This window comes from Pseudoalteromonas sp. SR43-7, assembly GCF_014163785.1.
GTDB classification, from domain to species: domain Bacteria; phylum Pseudomonadota; class Gammaproteobacteria; order Enterobacterales; family Alteromonadaceae; genus Pseudoalteromonas; species Pseudoalteromonas distincta.
The window spans coordinates 23,089-43,439 of the sequence record NZ_JACJDY010000006.1 but is presented as its reverse complement, the minus strand read 5'-3'; the positions used below and the strand labels follow the sequence as shown (position 1 = coordinate 43,439).

Here is a 20,351-nt window from a genome sequence, read left to right as displayed (position 1 = left end):
CGCCGCGATTAAATAGCCCCCTAGTTTGAACAAATTTTAATCCGCAAAGTTCAACAGACCCTAATAATATGAGTAATTTATTGAAACGTCATAACATTGGTCGTTTGTGGGTAATATCCATCAGCCATCACAATGTACGGTAATAAATTACTTAACCATTTTTGTTGTACGCTTTGGCTGTAATTTAAGTAAAGCTTACCTTCGTGAATATAAAATGCTTCTGGGTCAATCCCTACAGCATTACCCTCATCAGCCATTGCATAAGCGCACCAGCCACCGTATTGCGGAGCATAACGCTTTGGGTTTTCTGCAAATGCCGTTTTGTTTTCTTCACTCGAAAAGTGCCAGTCGGCACCTAAATAACTAAACGTATATTTGTCGCTGCCTTTAACGGCTTTATTTTGGGTAAAATAAGCAACACTGTCGTACCCTTTAATAGCCGTGTTATTAAACCAACCCGTGTTTACAGCATCATCCTTTGCGTTTGCCGCACCGCTTATTAACAGTGTGCTAAGCATTATTAAAGCAACTATGTACTTAATCATATTTTACCCTTTTATTTACTCAAAATTTTATGCCAATTAAATATGGCAGGCTTAGTGAGTAAGAAAGGCAAAGTGCAAAAATGATTTCAGTTAATGCTTAATTATTTAACGTTTAGTAATTAAGTAAGTAGTAAAACTTACTCTACTCTTAGCCAATATTGGTTTCGGTAAAAAAAGCCAATGTAACCGCGCACTTCGAGCTTTTTACCTTCATCTTGCGGGGTTAATTGTAAGGTATAAGTTTTGCCATTTGTTGGGTCGAGTATTTCGCCGTCTCCCCAGATGCCATCATCCTGTGCTTTTACGTCTTTAATAATAGTCATGCCAAGAATAGGTTGGTCTTTTAATTCATCATCGCACTCGGTACATATATCGTTTTGTTTTGCAGGGTCTAGAATAGTTTCAACTTTGCCGCTTAATACACCATTGGTTTGGGTAATACGTACATACGACTTAGCTTGGTTTGTATCCTCATCAATGGTTTTCCAAAGGCCTACTGGGGTCATGGCTGCCAGTGCACTTTGGCTTGCCAAAATGGTGGCTGCTAACGTGCTAAGTAATGCTATTTTATTTAACTTTTTCATTGTGTTGTCTTTAAATCAAGTGACTAATGACTTAATCATAACAGGTGATTTATAAACACACTACCAAAGCGCCCCACCTAAAATAACAACAAACCTAAACTAATAATCATTAGTTTAGGTTTAAGGATCTGTAGCATAAAAAACAAAGCAACGTATTACCTTACTTTAAAAACAACATCCCCTATTTTTAGATTTGAATATTCAGGCTCAACTAAAGATAATTCGTTATTATCAATCATGCTTTTAAGGTATCTAATCTCTTCAGGATTTTCGACATTCATATACTTTGAGCGCCACTTACCCATGTCGAATAACCAGAAATATGCGGATATATTTTCATTACTTTCGTCAATCACTATAAAATCGAGTGCATCATCTTTGTTTAAATCCATGCCAATGAAATAGTAAGTATGTTCTTTTAAAGAGTTACGATCGTAAAAATGTTGTTCAGAAAATACTGCCTCTATTAAACCTTGAGGTATTAGCGCTTGTGATGGCCAAAATACACTGCGCTCAATAAAATCATCGACTGTGTGTTCAAGCGTTAAAGCAAACTCATTATTTACATACATCCTATCGATGATAGCGTATTGCTCTGGGTGACTCGTTTCAATTTTCTGTTTTAATAACTGCATAGCTAAATAACCTTGGCGACCTAAGCTGTGCTCAAAATAGTAATAGTCAAACTTTTCTATTGTTACTTTATTTGCATCTAAACGCGCTATTTGGCTGTTTGTAGATAAGCTTTGAAAATTTAATAAAGGGGAGTTAACAGCAAGCATACTAACGAGCACCACCCACCCCATCACAATATTTATTTTGCTAAGCGGCTCTAGCCAATTGTCTCGCTTTGTTATAATTCCAACAAGATAACTAAACGAAAAACACGCCAATAAAAACCAAATTAAAATGCCCCAACAACGATCTACTGTTAGCCCATGCTGCTCTACCCGTAAGTAAATTCCATAGGCAGAAATAACACTATAAACTGGAAGTAACGCAACGCTTATAAAAACGAGTCGGTGCAAGAGCATGTGATAAGGGCGAACTGATGAGTCATCTTTATAAATAGTGTTAACAAAAAACAACGTGAGCACCTGCAGCCACATTACTAATAAACTGCCACTTCCGGTCTCCCATAATTTATTGAGTCCGGTAAAAGGAAGTGTTGCTAAAAAACCGAGAGAAATAACTGATAAAACAGGCAATAAAAACTTAATTAAAGTTTGTAGTAAAAAAGCGATATTATCTTCAATGTTCAAAAGCTTTCTAAATATGACACTCGCAAAGGCAAATGCGAGGGTTAAGGTTGGGATCCAAAACCATTCATTTCTTAGTAGCTCAGAGAAAAATTCTATATCTAAAATATCAAATAAAGCCGCACCTAAATTTAGAATTCCCCAAAAAATAAGTACAAACAGCCAGCATTCTCCAAATATTATAAAATTACGCCAAGAGAGCTTAAATAAACGACTGTAACTAACATTTTCTGAGCTACCAAATTGTTGTATGTACATAAGGCCTTTAAAGCCAGCTATTAAACTAGTAAAAATAAAAACTGACATTAAAGTGTTATTACTTACGTACTCTTGAGGCTCTTGCTGAAAGCCAACATACGCCCCCAATAAAGATAACAACAAGGAAAAAGGAAGGATTAAAAGCAACGACGTTTTTATATTATTTTTATTAACGGTCATTAGCATTAATAAAGGAAAGCTCATAGAAAATGTAATAAGTGAGACTAACCATGTAGGGCTTGTTGCTGGCCACACATTATTTTCTATACTGCTATACAAAAGGGTAAGAGCAATAGCCTGTAATACGGCAAGTATAATTATAAAAGATTTTGGTAACTGACTATCCATATCTGTTCTCAACAATGGTTTTAGTCAGTTTGCGTTATTCGTTCCTATTTTACAATTGCTTCACATTTTCAAATAAAATGCTTTGCATAGGGCTATATAATCAGCAGTGTAGGTATTATCTAAGTTTCTAATACACAGAATTGATGATTCTATGTCGCTTTTTACGTAGCTAAATGTCATTAAACTGCGGCTAATATCTTTGTTGGGCGTGGCTTTTACTTGGCAATGAGTATTTAAATAAAGCCCATTTTGAGTAGCAAGCTCAATAAATAATGCGCCTTCAACGCTTGGGAGTATTAAGCTAAAGCGGGAACCACTATGGCTTAAATGTTTAAAGGCATTTATTAACTCTTTAAAACTTAGGCCGTCGGTATGGCGTGCGGTATTACGCGCAACATTATCGCCTTTTAAACTGTGATTAAAATACGGTGGATTAGAGATAACCACGTCAAATTTAACTTCACTACTAAAGCGTTGAATAGTTTGGTGCGTAATACTTATAGTTGGCCACGGGCTATTAGCTACATTTTGTAATGCTTGGGTATAGGCGCTTTCGTCAATTTCTACCGCAGTTATATCAAGCTCATTACTGCGCTGCTTACACATTAATGCTAGTAAGCCGGTCCCTGTGCCTATATCAAGTAATGACTTTGCACCGCTTAAATTAGCCCATGCGCCAAGCAAAATGCCATCGGTAGAAACTTTCATTGCACAGTCGTCGTGTTCAACTTTAAATTGTTTAAATACAAAACCAGACATTTTTTCACCTTTTCATTCACCAAGCGCAGCATAGCGCGTATAATCAGGGTAATTGTCCCTTATTTTAGACACTCTATGCAATTTTCTGAATTTGATCTTGATAACAAGCTACTCGATGCCATTAATAAAATGGGCTACGAGACGCCAACCAGCATTCAACAACAAGCTATTCCTGAAGCACTACAGGGGCGTGATATTTTAGCATCTGCGCCTACTGGTACAGGTAAAACAGCGGCATTTTTAATTCCGGCTATTCAGTACTTACTGGATTTCCCACGTCGTGATCCTGGTTTTGCGCGCGTCCTCGTTATGACCCCGACTCGTGAGTTGGCTTATCAAATTCATGAACAATGTGAACTACTAGCTAAACGCACACACCTAAAAATTGGTGTAGTAACAGGCGGTATTAACTACGGCACGCATAAAGAAATTTTCGAAAAAAATAACGATATTTTAATCGCCACACCAGGTCGATTAATGGAATACCTAGAAACCGAAAACTTTCATGCTGAACACGTAGAAATGCTTATTATCGATGAAGCAGATCGCATGTTAGACATGGGTTTCAAAAAAGAAATGAGCCGTATTTGTGACGAAGCTAAAAATCGTCGCCAATGTTTTTTATTCTCAGCAACACTCGAAGGTGACAGCGTAGAAAGGTTTGCTGAAAAAACATTAAACGACCCTGCACTGCTTGAAGCTGAATCGTCACGTAAAGAAAAAGCTAAAATTCACCAGTGGGTACATTTAGCCGATGACTATCATCACAAACTAGAGCTTTTAGTAAATACCTTAAATGGTCCAGACGTGACTAAAGCAATTGTGTTTGTTAAAACCCGTGAGCGTTTAGAAACACTGATTGGCGAGCTAACCAATAATGGCGTTAAAGCAGCTTGGTTACGCGGCGAAATGCCACAAGACAAACGTATGAAAGCCATGGAAAACTTCCACAGTGGCAAAACACGTATCTTAATTGCTACCGACGTAGCTGCACGTGGTATTGACGTATCTGACATTAGCCACGTTATTAACTTTGATATGCCGCGCACTGCCGACGTATACGTACACCGTATTGGTCGTACTGGCCGTGCTGGTAAAAAAGGGATTGCAATATCATTAGTTGAAGCACACGACATTGGTATTTTGTATAAAGTAGAGCGCTACGTTGAACAAAAACTAAAACGCCGTGTAATTAAAGGTGTTGAGCCACAGCATAAAGAAGCTAAGCCGCCGGCTAAAAAGCGTAAAGATCCAGTAAAAATGAAAGCCAAGAAAAAGGCCAAGGTTAAAAAGAAAAAGTAACCTAACATATTTTTATTCTAAGCCGACTTTTGTCGGCTTTTTTAATGCAAGCCTTACAGGCTCTGGTGTTTGTACCTGTTACATATGTAACCCAAGCATGTAACTCATACTCATTTAAATGTAATTTTTGCCCACCTTAATTCCCACTTAATAAAATTACCTTATATTTCATAGCGTTAATATTGGCACCGAAATTGTAACTACAAAGATAATCTAGCCGATGGAATTTCCATTTTGTGGCTGCACTATTCACCGTAATGTAAGGATTAAGTTATGAACCGCTTCAAGTTAACTATCGCTTTAGTATCATTTTGTTGTTTATTTTTATTAGCTTGCGCTACAAAGGTAAGTGCAGCAACCAACATGGCCGTAGTAAGCAGTGTAGCCACTCAACCTAACCTACAACAAACTATCACCAACACCCTACGAACTAACCCTAACCTGGCGTTAAGTGATATTCGTGTGCAGGTAAAAAATGGTGAAGTAGATTTATACGGTGAAGCACAAACTGGTTTTCAGCGCGCACTGGCTCAAAAATTTCTAGAAAATATAGATGGGGTTAAAATCATTCGTAACAAAATTAGCGTTATTTAATACGCACCAAAAAACCTATTTGTATAACTAATTCATAAGCGCGGCTTGTTACTCCAACACAAGCTGCGCTTTTTTATATTCTTTTTAAGGCAAGTTTTACAGCTGTGAAAAAGATAAAATAAAGCCTAAGCAATACGATTATTCCTCACCCTAAAGCGATAGCTCACACTTATACTTTAGAAGATAGATTTAGAATTGATGCTAGCGTGTTTGTCTTTGCTCTTTTAACCCTTAAGTTAACCCAATTGATACTGAAAAAGCTTACACACATTCTTTAGCCGACCTAACTGGCTTAAAAAGGATGATTTATTTAGTTATTGAAATAGATGAGAGCGTTGTTTCAGAGTGTGCGGCAAGGCAGTAAAAAAATCGTTGGGTAAACACTACTTTTACTTGTTAATACTCCCATGGCCAAACGCAACTAATCAGAATTGATATTCAATAAACACAAAACTAGGTATTTAAACTTTTAGCTAATAATCCGTTTATAAAAAAAGCGCATTTTTACTCTGTAAAAATGCGCTGTTGGTAAGTAACTATTTCCCAATGCTTTTGCCTAATGAGTTTTAACTAAATTACTCACTTTGGCTAGAGTCAGCACCGTCGCTACTGTCTTTAGTGGATGACTGCTGGCTTATTTTATCGCTTATCATGGCATCAAGTTTTTCACCCCCTTTAATGCCAAAGTCGAGCGTACGAATTGGGAAAGGAATACTAATATCAGCTTCGTCTAATGCTTGCTTAACGGCAACAACACCTTTGTGGCGTACCGTCATAAAGTCAGGCTCGCCTGGGTATTTAATCCAAAACCACACCAGTAAGTTAATACTGCTGTCGCCAAAACCTTCGGCGTATACGGCGGTTTCGTCTTTGCGTATTACAAAGTCAAATTCGTTAATTTTATCGACTATAACGTCTTTTGCTTTTTCTATGTCGTCACCGTACGAAATGCCCACTGGCACTTCTATGCGCCTAACACCTAAAGTGGTGTAATTTTTGAGTATATTTCTAAATAAGACTTTGTTTGGCACCAGTATTAATTGCCCGTAAAAGCTCTCTATTAGTGTGTTACGTAGGTTTATAGAATGTATTGAACCAAACACATCATCGGTTTCTATTACGTCACCTGTTTTAAATGGCTTACGTACACCCATTGCTATACCTGCAATTAGGTTTTCGGTCATGTCTTGAAACGCAAAACCAATGGCTAAACCCACAATACCCGCACCAGCAAGTAACGAAGTAACAGTGCCTTTTAAGCCAACAAAATCGAGCGCTATAAATAAACCTATGCACAACACAATAACTTTAAATATTGACGCCATTAAATCGGCAATTTGCGTTGAATCGAGAGAGCGGCGCAACACGTTTTTCATCAGCTTGCCAGCAAAGCGCGCCAATATTGAAAATACTATGGCAATTACAATTGCCACTATAAAATTAGGGATATGGCTGATAACAACATCAAACCACCCTCCGAGCTTTTCCTCTATTAGTTTTTCGGCTTCGCCAATTGACGGAATACTGATCATTTTGTTTGCACCTATTTAATTAATAATCTCATTAATATTAGATATAGTTGCAAATATAACGCCAGTATCAAAAAAGCCATGCAATGCATGGCTTTTAAATTGTTTATTTAAGCTTATGAGCTAATTTTGTTCGTCACGCATAAATACCGGCTCAAGCTCTTTAACTGTTGCCTCAGGGCTAAAGTAATAACCCGCCACAGTAAACTCTTTAAGCTGACTTAATTGCGTTACTTTATTTTCGATAATGTAGCGCGCCATCATGCCGCGTGCTTTTTTAGCGTAAAAGCTAATTACCTTGTATTGACCGTTTTTACAGTCTTTAAAGTGTGGGGTTATAATTTGTGCATTTAATGCTTTTTTATCTACCGCTTTAAAGTATTCGTTTGAAGCAAGGTTAACTAAGTATTGCGCGTCTTGTGCTTTTAATACTTCGTTTAGTTTGTTCGCTATTACGCTGCCCCAAAACTCGTATAAGTTTTTGCCACGCGAGTTTTCAAGCTTGGTGCCCATTTCAAGACGGTAAGCTTGCATTAAATCAAGTGGTTTTAATAAGCCGTATAAGCCAGAAAGGATACGTAAATGGTTTTGTGCGTAATCAAGCTCGCTAGCTTTAAGCGTGCTTGCATCTAAACCGCCGTATACATCGCCATTAAAGGCAAGCACTGCTTGTTTAGCATTACTTTGTGTAAACGGCTGCGCCCACTCGCTAAAGCGTGCAGCGTTAAGCCCAGATAGCTTATCGCTAATTTTCATTAAACTGCCAATTTGCGCTGGTGTTAGTTCACGGCATACTTTCATGAGCTCTTCGCTGTGCTCTAGTAATTCAGGCTGAGTGAACTTGTCTGTTGCGGGTGGCGTTTCGTAATCAAGATTTTTTGCAGGTGAAATAACAGTGATCATAGTTAGCTATTGACTTGTAATTTATTTAGTGTCAATTTCAACATTAAATGAAACGAAAAGCACGTTTTGTTTAAATAAATCCTCTCTTAATAACCCATGCATTGCCGTTTTTCTATTGATAAGGACATAAGACCTATCAAGCATTGTCACACTGTTGCAGTATGGATTGTATATATTAAGAGTGATTAGATTTTTCTTTTAACTTGCTTGGAATGAGGAAAGCAAATGACTTCAGCTCTACAAAGGCTAAAACAACATTCATCTATCGTAGCCGACACTGGTGATATTGAAGCTATTAAAAAGCATCAACCAGAAGATGCAACTACAAACCCGTCGCTTTTATTAAAAGCGAGCGAGATTGAAGCATATAAGCCTTACCTAGATAAAGCTTGGAGCTATGCAAAAGAAACCGAGCAAGAGCCAGCTAAACAACTTGAACTGGCATGTGATTACTTTGCCGTGTTACTTGGTAAAGAAATTAGTGAGATTGTACCTGGTTATATTTCTACTGAGGTAGATGCACGCCTTTCGTTTAATACGCAAGCGACTATTGATAAAGCACATACTCTACTTAGCCTTTACGAAAAAGAAGGTGTAAGCAAAGATAAAATTTTAATCAAAGTAGCGTCTACATGGGAAGGTATTAAAGCCGCTGAGCAGCTAGAAAAAGAAGGGACTAAATGTAACCTTACTTTATTATTTAGCGATGCCCAAGCTCGCGCGTGTGCCGATGCAAACGTATTTCTAATTTCGCCATTTGTTGGTCGTATTTTAGATTGGCATGTTGCTAACGGTATGGAAAAACCAACCGATCCGCTACAAGATCCAGGTGTTCAGTCTGTACGCAGCATTTTTGAATTTTACAAACGCCATGATTACAAAACAGTTGTGATGGGTGCAAGTTTCCGTAATACAGGCGAAATTATTGCTCTTACTGGTTGTGACAAGCTAACTATTAGCCCTAATCTTTTAGAAGATTTAGGTAACCTTGAAGGCGCACAGGAATACTTGCTAGAAACAGATATTCTTAAAGAGCCAAAACCAGAGCCACTTACAGAAGCGCAGTTCCGTTGGTTACATAACCAAGATGCTATGGCTACTGAAAAACTAGCTGAAGGTATTCGCTCTTTTGCTGATGCACAAGAACAACTAGAGGCGCGCTTTAAAGCAATGTAATTTGCTATAATCGTGTTTTAAAAACGTCGCAATAGCGGCGTTTTTTTATGCCTAAAATAGGCTACTTCTCTATTTAACCTTCATATAACCTTCGTATAAACCTTCATCAATTAATCACACTTATGTAACATAACTGTCACTTTTTTATTCTATTTTAACTAGGCCTGTGGTATAGGTATTCTTGAGGTCAATAAAATCAATAGGAGAAGTTCATGGATAGCCTAAACGATATATTAGAGATATTAGAAGGACCAGATACAACAAGGAAAACCTCTCAGAAAAATAAAAAAAGAAAATGGCGTGAAATAGAAGCAATAAAAGACAAACAGCGCCTACGTAAAGAACTACAAGAACTAGACTACTTTACAGACAGTATTGCAATTGAAGAGCTCGATTTTTAATTCAATACGCCCCAACTAAACAAAAAGGCTTCCGATATGGAAGCCTTTTTTAATGCGCTGAAAATAGCTGCATGAGATAAATTTATTATTCAGAGCCCAGGTTATTTACACCTGCCAGTTAATCGGTTTTTCATCTTGGGCTTGTAATAGCTCATTCGTTTTTGAAAAATGCTGACAGCCAAAAAAGCCTCTATGCGCCGAAAGCGGCGATGGGTGCGGCCCTTTTAAAACATGATGGCGAGCGCTATCTATGCCTTTACCTTTTTTTTGTGCATGTGCACCCCATAAAATAAATACCACACCTTCGCAGTGTTTATTAATATGCGCTATTACATTATCGGTAAATTGCTCCCATCCTAAATACTTATGAGAATGCGCTTGCCCTTGCTCAACGGTCAATACTGTATTGAGTAAAAACACGCCCTGATCTGCCCAGCTTTGCAGGTACCCATGCTCAGGAATAATAAACCCGCTGATGTCGACAGCTAACTCTTTGTACATATTTTTAAGCGACGGCGGCAGCTTTTTTACATCAGGCAATACCGAAAAACACAAGCCATGCGCTTGCCCTTCGCCGTGGTATGGGTCTTGTCCTAAAATTACAACGCGGATGTCATTTAGTGCTGTGGCATCAAAAGCACTAAATACTTGAGGTTCAGGCGGATAAACAGCAACACCTTCATTGCGGCGATTAGCCACATACTCTAACGTTTCCTGCATGTAAGGTTGCTGTAATTCACTTTCTAAAAATGTAGCCCAATCGCTCATTGTGTACTCTTAATCTGTTTACGTGATGCATCTATTTTATCACACATGTCCGCGAGTCCATCTAGCATGCGCGGAGTAAAACGATGTAATAAATCGGCATTTACGCTAATAAATTGATCATTTTTAACGGCGGGCACTTCTGGCCACTTTTGCCAATTAACAACCGGCTGTGGTGTTTTTGATTTTTCATCAGGGATAATAATAACTTGTGGCTTAGTAACAATGACATTTTCGATACTAATTTGTGGGTAATCTGTAACGCTCTGTGCAAATACATTACTTACATGGCATGTTTCAATCAGTTGGCTTATCCATGTATTTTTACTTACTGTCATCATGGGCTCAGCCCATAACTGATAAAACCCGGTAATATTTTTTTTATCTTGCTGGCTTTTAACAATACCATTTAGCTTATGTTTAAATGCGCTTGCCGCTTGCTGGCTTTGCTTAATGTTCCCTGTAAATTCACCAAAAGTAAGTAACTCGTCGGCTACACCAGCGATTGTGGTCGGGTTACTTAAATATACTTTTATGCCCAGGCGCTCTATTTGGGCTAAATCTTCGCTTTGATTTCCGCTTTTCCACGCAATTACTAAGTCGGGTTTAAGCGCCAATACTTTTTCAAGCGAGATGCCGTAATAACCCCCTATGCGCTCAATACTTTGGGCTTCACTTGGGTAGTCGGCGTAATCAACCGTGCCCACAATATTATCGCCCGCCCCTATGGCAAATAGGTTTTCGACTATATGTGGTGCAAGCGCGATTATTCGCAGTTTTTTAGAATCATTAACCTGCTCTGCAAGTGCACTGCCCGATACACTTAAAAGCAGCACCCCAATAAAAAACGCTTTAAACATTAGTAATCAAACCCTTCGAGCGCTTTTATGCCAGAGTCGAATGCGTGTTTTACATTACGCACTTCGCTTACTGTGTCGGCAAGGTCGGTTAAAGTACGGTGTGCTGCACGCCCTGTGATAATAACCGACTGCATTGGTGGGCGGTTATTAAGGGCTGTTACTACTTCATCTAAATCAACATAGCCGTAGGTCACCATATACGTAAGCTCATCGAGTAATACTAAATCAATACTGCTATCAGCAAGCATGCGTTTTGACTCTTGCCATGTTGCTTGGGCGGCTGCGGTATCGGCTTCTTTATTTTGCGTATCCCAGGTAAAACCGGTGTTCATTACAACAAACTCAACGCCTGCACCTTGTAATAAATTACGCTCGCCACATTCCCATGTACCTTTAATATATTGGCAAACGGCTGCTTTTTTACCATGCCCTACGCAGCGTGCTACAACGCCAAAACCCGAGGTTGATTTACCTTTACCATTGCCGGTAATTACCTGAAAAATACCTTTTACATCTTGTGCTGCAGCAACGCGCGCATCCACTTGTTCTTTTACTTTTTGTTGGCGCTGCTTGTGCTTATCATTGTTTTGTTCAGTCATTATTGTGCCCTTCATAAATCGAGATAATTTGCTGTATATTTAAATGCGTTTCGCACATGGTTGCTAATCGTTCTAACTGCTGCTCGCGGTGAGCGGCAATACTAATTGGGCTAATTGAGGCGCTTGGTTTTACCCACTTTAAAATTTGCGATGTAGCATCGGCTTCATCAAACAAACCATGTAAATAGGTGCCCGCAATGGCGTTATCATCGCTAATAAAGCCATCGAACATAAAACCATGTGGGTGGTTTTCATCAAAGGTTAAAAATGGCTTATTAAGCGCTGCACCTTGGCTAATCCCTGCATGTATTTCGTAACCACTACAGGGTGTTGATTGGTTATTTAAAAGCAGTGTAGCGGTTATTTTAGTTAATACTTTTTGTGCTGTCAGCGTGGTTTCAAAATCGCACAAAGCAAGCCCATTCACTTGTTTTAATGACGATTCAATACCATCGGGATCGTTGATTGTATTGCCCAGCATTTGCATGCCGCCACAAATGCCAAGTACTTTGCCACCATAGCGTAAGTGGCGCTTAATTTGAGTCTCCCAGCCTTCATTTTTCAAAAAATTTAAATCGCCTAGCACATTTTTACTGCCTGGAAGAATTATCAGATCAACGTCTGGGATCGTTTGCGTATGGCGCACGTAATTTATATTAATGTTTGGGTGCAAACGCAGTGCGTCAAAATCGGTGTGGTTACTAATGTGGGGAACAAGTAGCACTGCAATATTAATTGTGGCGTTGGTTACATTATTATCAATTGCGACGGCGTCTTCGGCATCAAGCGCAAGGTCGTGCAAATAAGGTAATACGCCAAGCACGGGTTTGTTTGTGTATTCTTCAAGCCAATCTAGCCCGCCTTGCAGTAAACCTATATCGCCTCTAAAGCGGTTTATAACAAAGCCTTTTACGCGCGCCTGTTCTGACTCGCTTAACAACGCAAGCGTACCTACCAAATGTGCAAACACACCACCTTTATCAATATCAGCAATTATAATTACTGGGCAATCTACCTCTTCGGCGTAACCCATATTGGCAATATCGTTTTCACGCAGATTTATTTCAGCAGGGCTCCCAGCCCCTTCAACAAGGAGTAATTCAAAGCGTTTAGCTAAGCGGTTATGTGAAGTAATTACTGCATCCATCGCCACTTTTTTATAGTCGTGATATTTGCCCGCTTCCATATTACTAATGGCTCTTCCGTGAATAATCACTTGTGCGCCCGTGTCGCTATTAGGCTTAAGTAATATAGGATTAAAGTCTATTTCGGGCTCTACTTTAGCTGCTATTGCTTGCAAAGCTTGCGCACGACCAATTTCGCCGCCATCTTTTGTTACTGCGCTATTAAGTGCCATATTTTGTGGTTTAAAAGGCGCAACCTTTACCCCTCGCTTAGCAAATACCCTGCAAAGGGCTGCAACTAAAGTGCTTTTACCTGCGTCGGAAGTAGTGCCTTGCACCATTAAGGTTTTCATGGAATTACACCCTTCGCTTTCTAAAAAACAATAAACTTAAAAAGAACACACTACCAATAGCAGCAGTAATAACACCTACGGGCAATTCTTGGTTTTTTAGCAAAGAGCGCGAAAGTACATCAACCCACACCATAAATGTACCGCCCACTAAGCTGGTTACCAGTAAGCCAGCGATGGTGCCTTGGGATATAAAAAAGCGCACAATATGCGGCACCATTAATCCGACAAACCCAATACCACCACACATAGCCACCAGCACAGCGGTAATTAACGAGCTCAAAACCAGCATGAGTATTCTAAAGCGCTGAACCCTAACACCTAATGTAATTGCGCTTTCATCGCCCAGTAACATAGCATTGAGTTGCCTTCTAAAGCTCAGCATTACAAACGTACACAATGTAATTACCAACAAAGGCAACCAAAGCGTAGCCCACTGCGCACGAGCAAAGCTGCCCAGTGTCCAAAATAAAATAGCGGCTACCGCCTGAGGGTCGCTCCAATAAAGCAACAAGCTGGTAAATGCACTAAATAAAAACGATAGAGCGACGCCTGCTAATAACATTGATTCTACCTGTGCACTTTGCTGCCTACCTGCAATAAGTATTAATAAACTCATGGCGAGTAAGCTACCCAGCAATGCTGCTGCCGATAACATAAAACCTGCGCTAATGCCTGCTAATGCCATAAGTAACACCACCCCAAATGAAGCACCCGACGATATACCAAATAAGTAAGGATCGGCTAAAGGGTTACGCGTTACTGTTTGTAAAATAAGCCCCGCAATTGCTAAGCCAGAGCCGGCTAAAAAGGCGAGTAATGTGCGTGGCATTCTTAGCTCGTAAATAATACGCGAATTAAAAGACGCCTCATTTGAGAGTAAAAAGCTATTAAATACATCTTGAAGTGAGGTCTCTGCTGCGCCAAAACTAAGTGCTGCAAATAAGCTAAATAAAGCAGCTGCAGCACTGATAAATAGCGCAAGTGATTGGCGAGTATTAACTGCGCTCATATTATTCGTAACCATAAAAGTAAGTGATATGAGGGATGCTATTTCCCGACTCCGATATTTGCGGGTGGTTATTTACTTGAGCGCAGACACCAAAAACATCGCCTAGCATGTTTTCGGTTAATACCTCACTTGGCGTGCCTGTATGTGTAATTTCACCATTTTTAATAACCACTAGTTCATCGCACATTGCAGAAGCTAAGTTTAAATCGTGAAACGATGCATACACCGTTACACCCAACGATTTAGCAAGCTCCATTACCTGTATTTGGTATTTAACATCTAAATGGCTAGTTGGTTCGTCCATTATTAACAGTTGAGGTTGCTGGACTATGGCGCGGGCTATCAAGGCACGTTGCTTTTCACCGCCTGAGAGCGATTCAAAGCTTTGATTACTATGTTCTACCAACCCTACAGTGTTAATAGCCTGGATGATTTTTTGTTTATCAATGTTAGTTATTGAGCTAAATAGCGATTTATGAGGCGTTAGCCCAAGCGCAATAACGTCAAATACGCTTAAGTTAAATTGCGACGGGGTTTCTTGTAAAACAACCGCTACTTTTTTTGCGTACTCATCGCTTTTTAGCTGCCAAATATCGGTGTTGTTAAACTCTACAACGCCATCACTGGGTTTATTAAAACGATATAAACAACGCAATAAGCTCGATTTACCTGCGCCATTAGGTCCAATTAAACCAACAAATTTACCTGTGGTTATTTTAAGGTTTATTTTTTTGAGGATCGTTTTATTGCCAATACCCCACGATACGTTTTTAACGTTTAGTAATGGTATATTTAATGGTGTTTGAGTGTGCAATAGTCAGTCCTAGATAGGGTTAAACTCACTAAAAATGCGATAAAAATACTAATGCACTACAAGAAAAAATGAGTAAACCCGCTCGTTAAAAGAATTCATACCAATTGCATTAAATTAGTGATTTATTATAGCGACAAATAAATAGCTTAATAACAAGGCGGAAATTATGACATATACTTGTTCTATATGAATAATTTTTAACGAAGTTAGTAAGTTATTTAATTCGCTAGAAAGATCATGTTTTTAATAAAATTGGTATTATACCATTTGTATCTGACTTACAGCTCAGCTGCTTACAGTTGCGGGAACAGTCGAGGACTCGCACCTCATTCCAAATGAAGCTCTATTATGGGCGGCTAAGTAAATAATTTAAAGCAAAAAAAACCGCACTCAAAAGAGCGCGGTTAAAAAGGGAGTGTTTTAACTAATTTAGCGAATAGTTAAAACTTGTATTCCATACCTAAGCCTACGTAGTCTTGGTCAACGTTGTTGTCCATGTCGAAGCTTGAGTAAAAGCCAAATACTTTAATGTTTTTATTTAATTTGTGATCAAGACCAACTGATATTGCTGACTTATCGTCGCTGTCGTCAAAGTCCATGTCTTGGTATTGTACTTTAAATGTGTTGTTACCCATGCTGTAAGCTGCATTTAATAGATAACCATCCGCTTCTGCGCTGCCGTCAACTTTTTCTTGTGTTTGGTACATTGCACCTAACTTAAAGTTTTCAACTTTACCTTGGATTGACGCGCGTACTACATCGTAGCCATTTACTTCACTATCGGCTGCGATAGAGGCATATACTGCGCTCTTTTTAAGTGCAACGTCGCCGTAAGTAACCGCCATTGAGTAACCGTTATCAGCGTCTATATCATCTTCAGCTACAAAAGTAGCAAGTACTTTAAAACCCTCGTATGAGTTTGATGAATAACTAACAGTATTCCCTAAACGGTTTTCACCTTTAAATACATTTTTAATATCGCCTTCAAGGTCGTTAAACAAGTCTAACTTACCTTGAGATTGTTTAAGCGCAGTATCGTTACGACCAATAACCACTTGGCCAAACGCACCTTTTAAACCAACGTATTGGTTACGCGCAGAAATATTGTCGTCGTTATCGCCTTTTGAATCAGCATCAGACACATCAACTTGAAACTCAAACTTATATACCGCTTCTAAACTATCATTTATTTTTTCAGAACCTTTAACACCAAGACGAGATGCATTACTTTTTATCTCAGTAAAAGACCCTTCGCCGTCATCAGATGATTGCACTGTTACATTTGCTTTACCGTAAATGTCTACATCGGCAAGTGCATTGAAAGATAAACCACTTAATAGTGCTAAGCATAAGCTCGATTTTACAAATTTCATGTTATTTCCTTGGATAATCACAAAAGACTAATTTTTAAAACTGCTGCATTTTGTCACCGCTAAATGACAGTAATATTACAATGGAAATATTACTGTCTTTTTTTATTAATAAAAATGCATTAAATGTGAAATCAAAATAACATGAAAGCCTAATAAACGGCCGAACTTACTTACTTTTCTTTAATGACAAGCTTGGGGTCATTTGCGATAGTAAATTAACTAAGGTTTCTATTAACTCTTTTTGCTCGTTGTCTCTGTGATACGCTATAAACACGTCTCGCGAGGTATTTTCTACATCTTTAACATGAAACAGTTCACCTTTTTCTAAATGCCCTTCTACCAATACTTGAGGTATAAATGCACTGCCGCCACATTGCAGTATTAAATCAAGTGCAATACGTCCTGTGCTGGTTCTAAAATAAGGCGGTGTTTTACCGGTAAACTGACGCGCATGCCAAAGTGAGAAAGTAGTTCCCCAATCAACATATACATACTGATTATCAAAAAAGTTTTCGTTCGTTGCAGTGTCGTATCCGCTTACGGGAATGATTGGCAACTCACAGATTCGCTCTACCACTAGCTCGTCTACTTTTGGTGGATCAAACAATATTGCCAAATCAAGCGTGCGTTCTAATAACAGCCGAGTGCTTTCTTGTTGTGCTTTAACTTCTGCGACTAATGACACGCCCGGCATCGCCGATACAATATTTGTTATACCAAACTGTAAAAAAGCATCCCAAATATTAGGCGTTCCTGCTAAGCTAATTTGCTTATGCATATTATCGGCAAGCGCAACATCCACTTTGGCGCGTTGCATGCCCGTAATAATCATTTGTGCATGGGGTAATAAGCGCTCGCCAGGTGCTGTAAGTTGAATGTTATTACGCTGGCGAATAAACAAATTAACACCAAGCCCTTGCTCTAATTGGCGAATTCTAAAGCTCACTGCAGACTGCGTAATATAAAGGTTTTCGGCCGCTTTACCAAAGTGACGCGTACGCACTACCTCAACGAATGTTTTTAATAAATCGATATCCAATTTTTTATCCTCACGATAAAAATAATTTGTTTAATAAATTGCCAAACTTGCATCATACTCCAGCTAATTACTAAGGTATGAGGATAAAGCTATGAGCAATAACATTTCATTACTACGCCAAGCATTTGTTAGCCAACGTCAATTTTATGATGATCAAAACTTTCCACGAGGCTTTAGCCGCAGCGGAAACTTCACCTTATTAGAAGCCAGCATACTTGAACAACACGGAGTTGTTTTAAAAGGCTTATACAGTAAAACAATTGAGCCGCAAAACGAACACCAAGAACAGTTTGTAGCAGTCGTAACTGGCTCACAAGAACCTACCAACCCAATCGAACGAGCTTGGGTAAAATACTTAAAACTAACGACCTGCAAAACTAAGTTTCATACTTTATTTGGCCGTTCAAAAATGTCGAGCCCGGCGCCGATTAGCCAAGAGTATTATTCAGAAGCGGATAATCTGTAAGTATTTAAGTTATTTGCTTTTTTGCGTTTTAACAGTTACAACTTGTATAAGCAAATATTTTTGCAAAATATATATAGGGTTGTTCCGTGACGCGAAAAATACTAATAGTTGAAGATACACCTGCCATGGCGCGAGTGCAAAAGCACATCGCGCTTAAGGCTGGTTATGAAGTTGATATAGCTGAGTCATTAGCGCAAACAAAAGAGCTTATAAGTAAAAATAGCTATTTTTGCGCTGTAGTTGACTTCATATTACCTGATGCCCCATTAGGTGAGGCAATACCTTGTACTATTAATGCAGACATTCCAACTATTGTAATGACGGGCAATATTGATAAAAAAACTCGCGACACTGTAGAAAAATACCCAATCATCGATTACATCATTAAAGAAAATAAACAAGCTTATCAGTACCTCGAAAAACAGTTACAGCGCCTGCCTCGCAACGAAAATGTAAAAGTACTCGTTGTTGACGACTCTAAATCGACCCGACGATACATTTGTAGTTTATTAGTGCGCCATAAGTATCAAATTATTGAAGCACAAGACGGACAAGAAGCGTTAAACCTGCTTGAAGCTTCACCTGATATTTCAGTTATTATTACTGATAATGAAATGCCCAATATGAATGGCGATGAACTATGTAGCGAGATTCGCCGCTTATATAGCAATGATGAAAAAGCTATTATTGGTATCTCGGGTTCTGACTCTGTAGGGCTTTCTAGTTTATTTTTAAAAAATGGCGCAAACGATTATTTGCACAAACCTTTTAATAGCGAAGAGTTTTACTGCAGGCTTAGTCAAAACGTCGATATGTTAGACCTTATAGCCACCATAAGGCGACAAGCCAACACGGATTATTTAACTAATTTACCAAATCGTCGTTACTTTTTTGAAGAAGCTGAAAAATCATTAAAGCAAATAAAACATACTAAAGGTGACGGTGCTTTAGCTATGCTTGATATTGATCACTTTAAATCAATTAACGATACATACGGACACGATGTTGGCGACGAAGTATTAAAAGGGCTCTCTATTTGCTTCAGTAAATACTTTAAAAAGCACTTAGTAGCGCGCTTAGGCGGTGAAGAGTTTGCAGTTTATTTTATAGATGCAGATAAACAAGAAGCCCTTAAACGCCTTGAAGGCTTTAGGTATTTTATAGAAATGAATAGCCAAGAGTTTAGTAAAGCTAAAATAAAATTCACCATTTCTATTGGCTTTGCAAACGGGCCTGTTTATCAAATTGATGAACTTTTAAAACAGGCCGACTTAAAGCTTTACGACGCTAAAGAATCTGGTCGTAATAAAATAGTTAGTTAACCATTTTATTAGTTAATTATACTTCTGCGGCTGTAATAGCCGCTTTTTTACGTTTGCGTGATTGATGGTAAGAGTCCCAACTAAAAATAGCCAGTGCACTCCAAATACATGCAAATGTTACTACACGCTCTGCATCAAACACTTCACCATAAAACACCACAGCTAGTATAAACATTAAGCTTGGCCCAATGTATTGAAAAAAGCCAAGTGTAGTATATTGCAAACGCTTAGCTGCACCGGTAAAACACAGCAGTGGTAATGTAGTTACAATACCTGCACTAATCAGTAGTACATTAGTATGCCAATCATTAGCTGGCAGGCTTGATGTTGCTGTAGGCACCATTAACCACCAATAAATAAGTGCGACAGGCAGTAATATAAGTGCTTCGAGTAAAATGCCAGGCAAGGCTTCAACCGGTAACTTTTTACGTAATAAACCATAAAGTGCAAATGATATAGCCAGTGAAAAGGCAACTACCGGAAACGAGCCAAAACTAATTAGCTGCAGCACTACACCGCTAAAGGCAAGGGCTACTGCTACGCCTTGGAACTTACGCAGGCGTTCGCCTAAAAAAAGCATACCCAGTAATACATTTAAAAGAGGATTTATGTAATAGCCCAAGCTTGCATCAAGCATGTGGTTATTATTTATAGCCCATATAAATAAACCCCAATTAAACCCAAGCAGTGCAGAGGTGATAACAAGCATAAGCAAAAGCTTAGGTTGAACGATAATGCGTTTAATTTTACCCCAATACCGTAAAACACTTACTACCAATACTAAAAACACAACCGACCAAATAACCCGATGCATTAAAATTTCAAAAGCAGAAACATGCTGAATCAACTTAAAGTATATTGGCGCAAGGCCCCACATTAAAAAAGCAAGACAAGCAAAAATAGCACCTTTACGCTGCTCAGTATCAATCGACATAATACACACTTAGTGATTTAAAAGGCCGCTAGTTT

21 protein-coding genes and 1 riboswitch are annotated in these 20,351 nt (G+C 38.8%); of the genes, 6 read left to right on the top strand and 15 right to left on the bottom strand.

Annotated elements, in window-relative coordinates:
• Positions 1-77 precede the first annotated feature (77 nt).
• The 4 genes from H5087_RS06405 to H5087_RS06390 form a co-directional block, all read right to left on the bottom strand.
• A complete protein-coding gene (locus H5087_RS06405) occupies positions 78-545 on the bottom strand; it encodes a YHS domain-containing (seleno)protein (protein WP_182671498.1) in 468 nt (155 codons plus the stop codon).
• A gap of 137 nt (positions 546-682) precedes the next feature.
• The gene (locus H5087_RS06400) at positions 683-1,129 is read right to left on the bottom strand and encodes a DUF2147 domain-containing protein (RefSeq protein ID WP_182671497.1); all 447 of its coding nucleotides are present in this window, start codon (positions 1,127-1,129) and stop codon (positions 683-685) included.
• Positions 1,130-1,284: 155 nt separating this feature from the next.
• Positions 1,285-2,994, bottom strand: coding sequence for a DUF4153 domain-containing protein (locus tag H5087_RS06395; RefSeq protein ID WP_182671496.1), 1,710 nt, complete (start codon positions 2,992-2,994; stop codon positions 1,285-1,287).
• Between the two features lie 60 nt (positions 2,995-3,054).
• Complete coding sequence (locus H5087_RS06390; protein WP_182671495.1) at positions 3,055-3,753, bottom strand: tRNA1(Val) (adenine(37)-N6)-methyltransferase; 699 nt, start codon at positions 3,751-3,753, stop codon at positions 3,055-3,057.
• Between the two features lie 75 nt (positions 3,754-3,828).
• On the opposite strand from H5087_RS06390, the gene srmB reads away from it, so the two are divergent.
• Both srmB and H5087_RS06380 read left to right on the top strand, forming a co-directional pair.
• Positions 3,829-5,055 (top strand): ATP-dependent RNA helicase SrmB, encoded by a 1,227-nt coding sequence (srmB, locus tag H5087_RS06385; RefSeq protein ID WP_002961405.1) that lies wholly within the window; start codon positions 3,829-3,831, stop codon positions 5,053-5,055.
• Positions 5,056-5,328: 273 nt separating this feature from the next.
• Complete coding sequence (locus tag H5087_RS06380) at positions 5,329-5,649, top strand: BON domain-containing protein (protein ID WP_002961403.1); 321 nt, start codon at positions 5,329-5,331, stop codon at positions 5,647-5,649.
• A 575-nt stretch (positions 5,650-6,224) separates the two neighbouring features.
• Here H5087_RS06380 and H5087_RS06375 read toward each other — a convergent pair.
• Positions 6,225-7,181 (bottom strand): mechanosensitive ion channel family protein, encoded by a 957-nt coding sequence (locus H5087_RS06375; protein WP_182671494.1) that lies wholly within the window; start codon positions 7,179-7,181, stop codon positions 6,225-6,227.
• Positions 7,182-7,301: 120 nt separating this feature from the next.
• Entirely contained in the window at positions 7,302-8,081 is a 780-nt protein-coding gene (yaaA, locus tag H5087_RS06370) for a peroxide stress protein YaaA (protein WP_039488339.1), read from the bottom strand.
• 225 nt (positions 8,082-8,306) lie between these two features.
• Here yaaA and tal point away from each other — a divergent pair, with 225 nt between their 5' ends.
• Positions 8,307-9,257: a transaldolase gene (gene tal / locus H5087_RS06365; protein ID WP_182671493.1), complete on the top strand. Its 951-nt coding sequence runs from the start codon at positions 8,307-8,309 to the stop codon at positions 9,255-9,257.
• 212 nt (positions 9,258-9,469) lie between these two features.
• On the top strand, positions 9,470-9,658 hold the full coding sequence (locus H5087_RS06360; protein WP_007583746.1) for a DUF3545 family protein: 189 nt from the start codon (positions 9,470-9,472) through the stop codon (positions 9,656-9,658).
• Positions 9,659-9,763: 105 nt separating this feature from the next.
• Here H5087_RS06360 and ung read toward each other — a convergent pair whose 3' ends face one another.
• The 8 genes from ung to H5087_RS06320 form a co-directional block, all read right to left on the bottom strand.
• Complete coding sequence (gene ung / locus H5087_RS06355) at positions 9,764-10,426, bottom strand: uracil-DNA glycosylase (protein WP_182671492.1); 663 nt, start codon at positions 10,424-10,426, stop codon at positions 9,764-9,766.
• Positions 10,423-11,283 carry a cobalamin-binding protein gene (locus H5087_RS06350; RefSeq protein WP_182671491.1) on the bottom strand — a complete coding sequence of 287 codons (861 nt, stop codon included), beginning with the start codon at positions 11,281-11,283 and terminating at the stop codon, positions 10,423-10,425. The genes ung and H5087_RS06350 overlap by 4 nt, the downstream gene beginning before the upstream one ends.
• Positions 11,283-11,882, bottom strand: a complete 600-nt coding sequence (gene cobO / locus H5087_RS06345; protein ID WP_007376484.1) for a cob(I)yrinic acid a,c-diamide adenosyltransferase — start codon at positions 11,880-11,882, stop codon at positions 11,283-11,285. Before cobO ends, H5087_RS06350 begins: the two co-directional genes overlap by 1 nt.
• Positions 11,875-13,359, bottom strand: coding sequence for a cobyric acid synthase (locus tag H5087_RS06340; RefSeq protein WP_182671490.1), 1,485 nt, complete (start codon positions 13,357-13,359; stop codon positions 11,875-11,877). The genes cobO and H5087_RS06340 overlap by 8 nt, the downstream gene beginning before the upstream one ends.
• Positions 13,360-13,363: 4 nt before the next feature.
• A complete protein-coding gene (locus H5087_RS06335; RefSeq protein WP_182671489.1) occupies positions 13,364-14,368 on the bottom strand; it encodes an iron ABC transporter permease in 1,005 nt (334 codons plus the stop codon).
• Position 14,369: 1 nt separating this feature from the next.
• Entirely contained in the window at positions 14,370-15,182 is an 813-nt protein-coding gene (locus H5087_RS06330; protein ID WP_182671488.1) for an ABC transporter ATP-binding protein, read from the bottom strand.
• Positions 15,183-15,428: 246 nt separating this feature from the next.
• Positions 15,429-15,561: riboswitch (cobalamin riboswitch) on the bottom strand.
• A gap of 61 nt (positions 15,562-15,622) precedes the next feature.
• Entirely contained in the window at positions 15,623-16,555 is a 933-nt protein-coding gene (locus H5087_RS06325) for a porin (protein ID WP_182671487.1), read from the bottom strand.
• Positions 16,556-16,721: 166 nt separating this feature from the next.
• Complete coding sequence (locus H5087_RS06320) at positions 16,722-17,594, bottom strand: LysR family transcriptional regulator (RefSeq protein ID WP_024596245.1); 873 nt, start codon at positions 17,592-17,594, stop codon at positions 16,722-16,724.
• Between the two features lie 91 nt (positions 17,595-17,685).
• Here H5087_RS06320 and H5087_RS06315 point away from each other — a divergent pair, with 91 nt between their 5' ends.
• Both H5087_RS06315 and H5087_RS06310 read left to right on the top strand, forming a co-directional pair.
• Positions 17,686-18,060, top strand: coding sequence for a DUF413 domain-containing protein (locus tag H5087_RS06315; protein WP_024596244.1), 375 nt, complete (start codon positions 17,686-17,688; stop codon positions 18,058-18,060).
• An 86-nt stretch (positions 18,061-18,146) separates the two neighbouring features.
• A complete protein-coding gene (locus tag H5087_RS06310; protein WP_154903702.1) occupies positions 18,147-19,382 on the top strand; it encodes a response regulator in 1,236 nt (411 codons plus the stop codon).
• Between the two features lie 16 nt (positions 19,383-19,398).
• On the opposite strand, the gene rarD is transcribed toward H5087_RS06310, so the two are convergent.
• Complete coding sequence (gene rarD, locus H5087_RS06305; protein WP_039488332.1) at positions 19,399-20,316, bottom strand: EamA family transporter RarD; 918 nt, start codon at positions 20,314-20,316, stop codon at positions 19,399-19,401.
• Positions 20,317-20,351 lie beyond the last annotated feature (35 nt).

What these genes read in the sequence shown, in the direction of transcription:
- H5087_RS06405 (WP_182671498.1), bottom strand. Translation starts at nt 545, where the DNA reads ATGATTAAGTACATAGTTGCTTTAATAATGCTTAGCACACTGTTAATA.
- H5087_RS06400 (WP_182671497.1), bottom strand. Translation starts at nt 1,129, where the DNA reads ATGAAAAAGTTAAATAAAATAGCATTACTTAGCACGTTAGCAGCCACC.
- H5087_RS06395 (WP_182671496.1), bottom strand. Translation starts at nt 2,994, where the DNA reads ATGGATAGTCAGTTACCAAAATCTTTTATAATTATACTTGCCGTATTA.
- H5087_RS06390 (WP_182671495.1), bottom strand. Translation starts at nt 3,753, where the DNA reads ATGTCTGGTTTTGTATTTAAACAATTTAAAGTTGAACACGACGACTGT.
- srmB (WP_002961405.1), top strand. Translation starts at nt 3,829, where the DNA reads ATGCAATTTTCTGAATTTGATCTTGATAACAAGCTACTCGATGCCATT.
- H5087_RS06380 (WP_002961403.1), top strand. Translation starts at nt 5,329, where the DNA reads ATGAACCGCTTCAAGTTAACTATCGCTTTAGTATCATTTTGTTGTTTA.
- H5087_RS06375 (WP_182671494.1), bottom strand. Translation starts at nt 7,181, where the DNA reads ATGATCAGTATTCCGTCAATTGGCGAAGCCGAAAAACTAATAGAGGAA.
- yaaA (WP_039488339.1), bottom strand. Translation starts at nt 8,081, where the DNA reads ATGATCACTGTTATTTCACCTGCAAAAAATCTTGATTACGAAACGCCA.
- tal (WP_182671493.1), top strand. Translation starts at nt 8,307, where the DNA reads ATGACTTCAGCTCTACAAAGGCTAAAACAACATTCATCTATCGTAGCC.
- H5087_RS06360 (WP_007583746.1), top strand. Translation starts at nt 9,470, where the DNA reads ATGGATAGCCTAAACGATATATTAGAGATATTAGAAGGACCAGATACA.
- ung (WP_182671492.1), bottom strand. Translation starts at nt 10,426, where the DNA reads ATGAGCGATTGGGCTACATTTTTAGAAAGTGAATTACAGCAACCTTAC.
- H5087_RS06350 (WP_182671491.1), bottom strand. Translation starts at nt 11,283, where the DNA reads ATGTTTAAAGCGTTTTTTATTGGGGTGCTGCTTTTAAGTGTATCGGGC.
- cobO (WP_007376484.1), bottom strand. Translation starts at nt 11,882, where the DNA reads ATGACTGAACAAAACAATGATAAGCACAAGCAGCGCCAACAAAAAGTA.
- H5087_RS06340 (WP_182671490.1), bottom strand. Translation starts at nt 13,359, where the DNA reads ATGAAAACCTTAATGGTGCAAGGCACTACTTCCGACGCAGGTAAAAGC.
- H5087_RS06335 (WP_182671489.1), bottom strand. Translation starts at nt 14,368, where the DNA reads ATGAGCGCAGTTAATACTCGCCAATCACTTGCGCTATTTATCAGTGCT.
- H5087_RS06325 (WP_182671487.1), bottom strand. Translation starts at nt 16,555, where the DNA reads ATGAAATTTGTAAAATCGAGCTTATGCTTAGCACTATTAAGTGGTTTA.
- H5087_RS06315 (WP_024596244.1), top strand. Translation starts at nt 17,686, where the DNA reads ATGAGCAATAACATTTCATTACTACGCCAAGCATTTGTTAGCCAACGT.
- rarD (WP_039488332.1), bottom strand. Translation starts at nt 20,316, where the DNA reads ATGTCGATTGATACTGAGCAGCGTAAAGGTGCTATTTTTGCTTGTCTT.